Source organism: Caballeronia sp. (assembly GCF_049581465.1).
In the GTDB taxonomy this organism is placed as follows: Bacteria; Pseudomonadota; Gammaproteobacteria; order Burkholderiales; family Burkholderiaceae; genus Caballeronia.
Genome location: NZ_JBAUSA010000309.1, coordinates 1 through 8,209 on the forward strand (window position 1 = coordinate 1; position 8,209 = coordinate 8,209).

Annotated in this window: 7 protein-coding genes, 3 tRNA genes and 1 pseudogene; 7 read left to right on the forward strand and 4 right to left on the reverse strand. The window is 61.0% G+C overall.

Annotated elements, in window-relative coordinates:
- Positions 1-258 (reverse strand): annotated as a pseudogene (locus tag WCA53_RS07665) (elongation factor P); the annotation flags it as partial.
- A gap of 258 nt (positions 259-516) precedes the next feature.
- A complete protein-coding gene (gene earP, locus WCA53_RS07670; protein ID WP_423907598.1) occupies positions 517-1,707 on the reverse strand; it encodes an elongation factor P maturation arginine rhamnosyltransferase EarP in 1,191 nt (396 codons plus the stop codon).
- A 147-nt stretch (positions 1,708-1,854) separates the two neighbouring features.
- On the opposite strand from earP, the gene uvrC reads away from it, so the two are divergent.
- The 6 genes from uvrC (at position 1,855) to WCA53_RS07700 (ending at position 6,083) form a co-directional block, all read left to right on the forward strand.
- Positions 1,855-4,086, forward strand: a complete 2,232-nt coding sequence (gene uvrC / locus WCA53_RS07675; RefSeq protein ID WP_423907600.1) for an excinuclease ABC subunit UvrC — start codon at positions 1,855-1,857, stop codon at positions 4,084-4,086.
- A 131-nt stretch (positions 4,087-4,217) separates the two neighbouring features.
- A complete protein-coding gene (gene pgsA / locus WCA53_RS07680) occupies positions 4,218-4,814 on the forward strand; it encodes a CDP-diacylglycerol--glycerol-3-phosphate 3-phosphatidyltransferase (protein ID WP_423907602.1) in 597 nt (198 codons plus the stop codon).
- 183 nt (positions 4,815-4,997) lie between these two features.
- Positions 4,998-5,073 (forward strand) — tRNA-Gly (locus WCA53_RS07685).
- Between the two features lie 58 nt (positions 5,074-5,131).
- Positions 5,132-5,207 (forward strand) — tRNA-Gly (locus WCA53_RS07690).
- Positions 5,208-5,315: 108 nt separating this feature from the next.
- Positions 5,316-5,389 (forward strand) — tRNA-Cys (locus WCA53_RS07695).
- Positions 5,390-5,600: 211 nt separating this feature from the next.
- Entirely contained in the window at positions 5,601-6,083 is a 483-nt protein-coding gene (locus tag WCA53_RS07700; RefSeq protein WP_423907604.1) for a GNAT family N-acetyltransferase, read from the forward strand.
- Between the two features lie 101 nt (positions 6,084-6,184).
- Here WCA53_RS07700 and WCA53_RS07705 read toward each other — a convergent pair whose 3' ends face one another.
- Together WCA53_RS07705 and WCA53_RS07710 are read right to left on the reverse strand one after the other, a co-directional pair.
- Complete coding sequence (locus WCA53_RS07705) at positions 6,185-7,060, reverse strand: cytochrome c oxidase assembly protein (protein ID WP_423907607.1); 876 nt, start codon at positions 7,058-7,060, stop codon at positions 6,185-6,187.
- 3 nt (positions 7,061-7,063) lie between these two features.
- Complete coding sequence (locus WCA53_RS07710; RefSeq protein ID WP_423907610.1) at positions 7,064-7,708, reverse strand: SCO family protein; 645 nt, start codon at positions 7,706-7,708, stop codon at positions 7,064-7,066.
- 251 nt (positions 7,709-7,959) lie between these two features.
- Here WCA53_RS07710 and WCA53_RS07715 point away from each other — a divergent pair.
- Positions 7,960-8,209, forward strand: a 250-nt coding sequence (locus WCA53_RS07715; protein WP_423907612.1) for a trehalose-phosphatase, incomplete at its 3' end; no start/stop codon positions are given.

The window sequence follows — 8,209 nt, forward strand, 5'->3', positions numbered from 1 at the left end:
GTCGGCGTCCATGAACACGTACATCGGGTCGGCGAAATACGAGAAAGTCACTTCCTTGCGGTCGAGCTGAACGACGTCGAACTTGTCGTCGGCCTTGTAGACGGATTCCATGTTGCCGCTCGAAAGCAGGTTACGGAATTTCATCTTCACAACGGCCGAATTGCGGCCCGACTTGTTGTATTCGGCCTTCTGCACGACCATGGCATCGCTGCCGATCATTACGACGTTGCCGACGCGGAGTTCTTGAGCGGTCTTCATAATAAAAACTGTCCTGTACGAAAATGTGAGCCTGATCGCTGCGATGTTGCGGGCTTCGGGGTTGCGCCAAACTCGCGCCAAACGGGGTGTCGAACGTGCGCCCAATACGCGCTAAACGTGCGCCAAACTATCCAGCGCCAAATGTCGCGAACACATTCGACATTCATGCCCTGCCGCCGCTTCACCGTGGCGCCGCATCACCGTGGGATTCCGCCCGGGACTGTACCTGTTCCGAGCTGCAAGCCGATGGATAACCGCTTATTTTAACTGAGTTTTCACGAATTCTGCCAGATTTCCGGCCAGGTCCCCAATGCCTGCCAATTCGCCAGCCCAGCCCGATGCGCGTTGTTCCAGTAGCGCGCGATGACCCCAGAAGTCGCTCCAGTCCGGCTTGCCCGCGCCGTTCCAGGCGTGCCAGAAACGCGCGAGCGCCGTTCGCGCGGGTTCGGGTAACCCGTTTGCGTAGTGTGCGAGGGCGGCGTCGAGCTTCGGAAGGTGGGCGTCGTCGGCTTGCGGATAGATTTGCCAGACAAATGGTTTTTGCGCCCATTGCGCTCTCACGAACGAATCTTCGCCCCGTACGAAATTGATGTCGGCGGCCCAGAGAAGGGCGTCGTAGAGCGGCTGCTCGACAAAACCAAGCGCATACGCCTTCAGCGATCCGCTCTTCGCCTTCGATCCCGCCGCGAAACCGGTCAGCCCGAAAAACCGCGCGATTGCGCCCGAGATCCGGCCCTCGGGCACCAGCAACGCGATCGGCGTGGGCGAATCGCGCCATTGTTCGAGCAGGCAATCGATGGCCGGATTCTCGTACGCGAACAGGGAGATGACCGTCGCGCCGCTTGGAGGCGCCTTGACGCCCAGACTCGCGCGCCACCAGACGTCGCGCCTGAACGCCTCGCGCTCGGCATCGAGGGCGCGTTCCTTCAACACGCCACCCGTGCCCACGCCCAAGCCGGGGAAAAAGAAGGTCTTGGCAAGCGCGTAGCGCGGGTGCGGGGACGGCCTCAGGTGAAAATCGGCGACCCAGTCCTCGGCGCTCAGGTATTCCAGGTTGAGCCACACAGGTGGGGTCCCGCGACGTGACATGGCCGCGACATAAACGGACGGCAGCTCGCACCCGAACGCCTCGATGACTACATCGGCGATCTGGAGCGTGTCGCCTGCGTGCGACGGCGTGTGCCAGTACTCGATCGCGACGCCGGCCGCCGTTTGCGAATCGAGCGCGGTATCGACGGCGGGGCAGAGCGCGTGGAACGCCTTGAGGTCATCGACGAACAAGCGCACTTGCCAGCCATGCTCCGCTACAAGCTGGCGCGCGAGCCGCCAGCAGACGCCTATGTCGCCGAAATTGTCGACCACTGCGCAGAAGATGTCGCAGGCGATGTCGCTCCCCGCTCGCTCGGCGGCACGGGAAACATCAGGCAAGGCTTCCGATGAAATCGGCATGAGTGCTCGGGCGGCAATGTGCCGTCAGTGAATGTTGAAGAACGGATTGAACTAAACTGGCGTCTTTCAGGATACCGATTCCCGCGTCGCAGTGCGTCTTAAAACGCCCGGCCGCCGCCACCGCATGCTTCCCGCTACTTTCCTTGCATGACCGATACCGACGTTTTTGATCCCAAAAAAAGCCTGGCTGAATTGCCACACCTGCCGGGCGTGTACCGGTACTACGACGAAAACGGCAACGTGCTGTACGTCGGCAAGGCGCGCGACCTGAAAAAGCGCGTATCGAGCTATTTTACGAAGACGCTGCCGTCGCCGCGTATCGCGCTGATGGTCACGCGCATTCGCAAGATCGAAACGACGGTCACGCGCTCCGAAGCCGAAGCACTCTTGCTTGAGAATAATCTCATCAAGGCGCTGGCGCCGCGCTACAACATCCTGTTTCGCGACGACAAGTCGTACCCGTATCTCAAGCTCACGGGCCACAAGTTCCCGCGCATGGCCTATTACCGCGGTTCGGTCGACAAGAAGAACCAGTACTTCGGGCCGTTCCCGAGCGCGTGGGCCGTGCGCGAAAGCATCCAGATCCTGCAGCGCGTGTTCCAGTTGCGTACCTGTGAGGACTCCGTTTTTGCCAACCGGACGCGGCCGTGCCTGCTCCATCAGATCGGCCGCTGCACGGCGCCGTGCGTCGGCTTGATCGACGACGAAGATTACGCGCGCGATGTCGCCAACGCATCGCGGTTCCTGCTCGGCCGGCAGGGCGAAGTGATGAAGGAACTCGAGGAGAAAATGCACGCGTTCGCGGCTGACCTGAAGTTCGAACAGGCCGCTGCCGTGCGCAACCAGATGAGTTCGCTCTCTACGGTCCTGCACCAGCAGGCGATCGAAGTGGGCGGCGACAACGACGTCGATATCCTCGCGGTCGTCGCGCTCGGCGGGAAGGTCTGCGTGAACCTGGCGATGGTTCGCGGCGGCCGGCATCTCGGCGATAAGGCCTATTTCCCGACGCATGTTGAGGCTGCGCTGGCGATCGAGGACGCGATGCTCGAAGAGTCGTTGGCGGAGGGCGTGGAGGACGCGGACATGGACATGACCGGCGTCGTCGATATCGTGATCGAACAAGTCGATGCTCCCACCGGCGATCTCACGCTGCCGCCCGGCAGGCAGGACGCACTCGATCAGGAATTCGAGGCACACGCGACCACGAGCGAAATGCAGGCGGCGCTGGCCGAGACCGGCGACGCACCGGGCATCGAAATGTCGGAATCCGCGCGTCAGGGCGCGCTCGAAGCTGAAGTGCTGGAGGCGTTTATCGCGCAGCATTACATCGGCAATCGGGTGCCGCCGGTGCTGGTGGTGAGCCACGCGCCGTCGAGCCGGGAACTGGTCGACTTGCTGATCGAACAGGCAGGTCACAAGGTCTCGGTATTGCGCCAGCCGCAGGGACAAAAGCGCGCGTGGCTGCAGATGGCCGAGAACAACGCGAAGCTCGCACTCGCGCGGCTCTTGTCCGAACAAGGGTCGCAACAGGCGCGCACGCGTGCTCTCGCCGATACACTGAACCTGGAGATGTCCGATCTCGCGCCATTGCGGATCGAATGTTTCGACATCAGCCACACCATGGGCGAGGCGACGCAGGCATCGTGCGTCGTGTATCACCATCACAAGATGCAATCGGTTGAATATCGGCGCTACAACATCACAGACATTACTCCGGGCGACGATTACGCCGCCATGCGCCAGGTGTTGACGCGCCGCTATGAAAAGATGCTTGCGTTGGCGGCGGCGCGTGCGGCCAATGGGCCGGTGCAGGGGGCCGAGGTAGACGCGAACGATGTGAGCGAAGTGGGCGGCGGTGCTGGCGGTAGCGAAGCCGGTGAGCAAGGCGAAGCCACCGAAGCCGATGTCGCCGAACCCGTGCCAACGGGCGGCGTGCTGCCGAACATCGTGTTGATCGATGGGGGCAAGGGCCAAGTCGAAATCGCGCGCCAGGTCTTCGCCGAACTAGGCCTCGATCAAAGCTTGCTGGTGGGCGTAGCGAAGGGAGAAGGGCGCAAGGTGGGCCTGGAGACGCTCATTTTCGCCGATGGCCGCACGCCGCTCGAACTCGGCAAGGAGAGCGCAGCGCTGATGTTGGTCGCGCAGATCCGCGACGAAGCGCACCGCTTCGCGATTACCGGCATGCGCGCGAAACGGGCCAAGACGCGGCAGACATCGCGCCTGGAGGAGCTCGAGGGGATTGGGGCGAAACGGCGGCAGCGCTTGCTTTCGCGATTCGGCGGTTTGCGCGGCGTGCAGGCGGCGAGCGTGGAAGATCTGGCGAGTGTCGAGGGTATTTCGCTGGCGCTGGCCGAGCAGATTTATCGTCAGTTGCACTGAGCGCCACGTCCCGCCGCTTCGCGCTCTGGCTTGTGACATATAGGTCGACGCGGCACAATGGCGCTTCCTGGCGCATCTCGATACGTAGAAATACGTAGATCAATTAGCAGCTCCAATCTGAAGCCAAGCCCATGCCGTTTAATTTTCCGATTTTCCTGACGTGGCTTCGAATCGTGCTGATTCCGCTCGTCGTGGGCGTCTTCTACCTGCCGGACATGATGATGAGCCCGGAGCATCGCAACGAGCTCGCGATGATCATCTTCGTGCTGGCCGCGCTGACCGACTGGCTCGACGGCTACATGGCGCGCAAGCTCAATCAGACCTCGGCATTTGGCGCGTTTCTCGACCCCGTCGCAGACAAGCTCATGGTCACCGCTGCGTTGCTCGTGCTCGTGCAATTGATGCGGCTGAACGCGGTGATCGCGCTGGTTATTGTCGGGCGCGAGATCACCATTTCGGCATTGCGCGAATGGATGGCGCAGATCGGGGCATCGAAGAGCGTCGCCGTCAATTCGCTGGGCAAGTTCAAGACCGTCTGCCAGATGGTCGCGATCCCGATGCTGCTCTTCTACGGGCCGCTGAAGATCAACGGGCTGCCATTGGTCATCGATACGCGCGTATGGGGACTTTGGCTCATTTATGTCGCGGCGTTCCTGACGGTCTGGTCGATGCTCTACTACATGAAGCTCGCGTGGCCGCAGATTCGCGAGCGCGGCGGCATGCTATAAAACGCTGTGAATCAGGCGAATGAGGGAAAAAATGATAGGGCCTATACAAAGCTCTTGACACCAAAGTTGGCCTTCCCCATAATCTCGTTTCTGTCGGGCAAGCGCAGAAAACAGCGCGGGTCCGGAAGCAGAAACAGGTAGTAGAAACAGGCAGCAAAGTGGCGCAAAAGTAGTCGGCAAGATGCGGGAGTAGCTCAGCTGGTAGAGCGCAACCTTGCCAAGGTTGAGGTCGCGAGTTCGAGCCTCGTCTCCCGCTCCAAGATTCAGAGGTCGTCGGCAATGGTACGCCGGTGACTGGCAGCACAGTGCAGGTCAATGCGGGAGTAGCTCAGCTGGTAGAGCGCAACCTTGCCAAGGTTGAGGTCGCGAGTTCGAGCCTCGTCTCCCGCTCCAATAAAAGGGGAAGCCAAGCTTCCCTTTTTGTTTGATGGCCGTGCAAATGTGCTCGCGAATGTGTCTGGTAAGGCCGATCATGATAGCGTTCGCAATACCCCCGCTTCTGGCGCGATAGCAAAGCGGTTATGCAGCGGCCTGCAAAGCCGTTTAGGCCGGTTCGACTCCGGCTCGCGCCTCCAGAATTCATGTGCAAAGAAAAGCCCTGACTTGTCGGGGCTTTTTGTATTGGCGGCGACGTTTTAAGCGAGCTTTTTGACCGGGCAACCCGGCTTGCTTTGCTGGTCACAATGCACGCGTCGCCTAGGGCACCATGCCGCGCGGCATAATCTCAGATCTACTATCGAAGTGCGTGCGCATTGCGCGAGCGCGTGACCATCGACCGAATCAGATATGACCGAATTCACTTCCGACATCGACTGGCGCTGGAAATTGTTTGACGACCTGACGAACGTCGAGGTCTACGCCATGCTGGCCGCTCGCAGCAACGTGTTCGTGGTCGAGCAGAAGTGCGTGTACGCGGACATCGATGGCCTGGATGCCGGCGCATGGCATCTGCTGGCTTATAGCAGTTCAGCGGACGGGCGACCCGCGCTTGCCGGTTATTTGCGCGTGCTCTTACCGAGCGATGAAAGCGATGAAAGCGATATCCGTATCGGCCGGGTGTTGACGACCCAGGCTTTCCGCGGCAAAGGACTGGGCCAGCAAATGATCGAGCGCGCGCTCGCGCATATCGCGCTGCAATGGCCACAACAGCCGATACGACTCCATGCCCAGGCGCACCTTCAGCGCTTCTACGGTGCGTTCGGTTTTGAGCCGATCTCCGATATCCACTTGGAAGACGACATCCTGCATGTCTGGATGCGTCGGGCTTGAGAGCGTGTGAGCGCTATGCCCCTGTCTTCGGCCGAGACGTCGCGAAACAGGACGGCCTTGCGGCGCAACTCGAGCGCAGCAGCGCGCGGCAAGCTCGTGGTCTAACCAACCGAAATCGCGGCCCTCTCGGGCTTCGCATCGAAGTCTTTCAGCCGCTGGCTAACCAGCCGCTCGCGCGTCGATAACCTCAGCCAATGCCGAATGGCAATCAACGCGCCGATCACGCTCATCATCGAACCGGGAATCCACAGCAACAGTCCGCCGATCTGCTGATCGCGCATCGGACTGATCCACGTGAACGCACGGCCGCAGATCGAATAAATCGGATACAGCTCGTGCGGCGTGAAGAAAATGTACGCGCCGAGCATGATCTGCGGCGGGATCGCGGCGATCACCACGAGAATGCGCAGGCCGGGCGCGAGACGCGCGGGCGGTGCGGGTCGCGAATCGAGTACGAGCCACCAGAACATCAGACCGTCAATCACCATGCTCCAGTTCATCGCGCGATAAAGCCGCCAGTCGAGCATCGCCTTGAAGTGGATCGGCGAAAGCAGCCAGAAGTAGATCAGCCCGACAAACAACGTCACCGCGACGATCGGATTGAACAGCACGCGCAGCGCGATGCGTGCGGACGGCTTATCGAGCACGGGTTTCAGCCAGCGTTGCCGCCACGAAAAGGGTATCCCGGCCCGCAGAGCCGCGCCGGGATACGACAGCGCGATAAAGAACGGCCCGAGGTGATGCAGCACCAGATGCTGCAACCGATGCATGAAGAATTCGTGCTCGAAGAAGTAGTCAAGCCGCGTATGCAGCGCGACGTAAAGCGCGGTCAGGCCGAACCAGAACGACACATGCCGCGCGATCGATACCCGCGCCTTGCGTGCCCCCCGCGCGAATAAAACGGCCGCCAGCAGCACGGCGATCACCACCGTCGGCGACGGTTCCCAGGGTTCGAGCCAGTAAAGTAGGAAGGACATCGTTCAGGAGGAAGGTGATTCGATCACGCGCCGCACGTCGTTCGCGATGGTATCGATTGAATCGGTCTCGGTGGCAAGCAGACGCGCGTGGCCGTGGCTATCGAAGATGTACACGGCCGAGCTATGGGTGACGTCGTACGCGCCCTTAGCATCGCGCTTCTCCATCTGATACGCCACGCGATACCGCTTCGCAATGCCTTCTACTGCGCTGTCGGTGCCCGTCAAGCCGATCGCGTGCTCGGCATCGAACGCGCGTACGTATGCGTGCAGTGCGGCGGGCGTGTCGCGGGCAGGATCGACAGTGATGAACACGATGCGAACGTCCTTCGCCTCTGGCCCGAGTTGTTGCAGCACTTGCATCAGGCGCGCCATGGTTTCCGGGCAGACATCGGGGCAGTGCGTGTAGCCGAAGTACACCAGCGTTGTTTGCCCCTCAAACGAGTGGCCGGTGACGGGTTGGCCGTTGTCATCGGTGAGATTGAAGTTTAGATCGGGCAGGTGGCCGCTGACATCCGTCAGCTTCCACGGCGCGTCGGCGTGTGAGCACGCAGCAAGCACGGTGCCGACGAGCAGGAGAGCGAGCATGCGCTTGAGCGCGTTGTAGAGCCTGAGCAAAGCCGTATACCGAGGGGAAAAGCAGGAAGACATCTTGCGACGCGAGCAATGTGAGGACTGACAAAAGAGGCCTGACAAACCAGCAGGTTCGCCGAGCAATCAGGCAGCCGACTTTATCTCAAAATAGAGGCTTTCACCGAGACGTTCCATGCGGTCCAGACAAGCCGAGTCGTTATGCCGCAGGACAGTCCCGAACTAGACGACAATGCACGGTAATATGCGCACACTTTTCCGGTCCGTTTCAAGGCCATTCGGGGCCATTCCCGGCTGAAAGGCAGACATCAATGCAAAAACTCCCAGACACATTTCCGCTAGCCGAGACTGCGTTCTTCTTCGATTTCGACGGCACGCTCGTCGAACTGGCGCCCACACCCGACGGTATCGTCGTGCCGCCTGTCGTGCCGCGCATCCTGAGCGCGCTGCGACGCGCGACCAACGGCGCGGTTGCGATCGTGTCGGGGCGCGGGATCGACAGTATCGACGCGTTCCTGTCGATGCCGGACATGCCCGTGGCCGGCCTGCACGGTGCCGAGC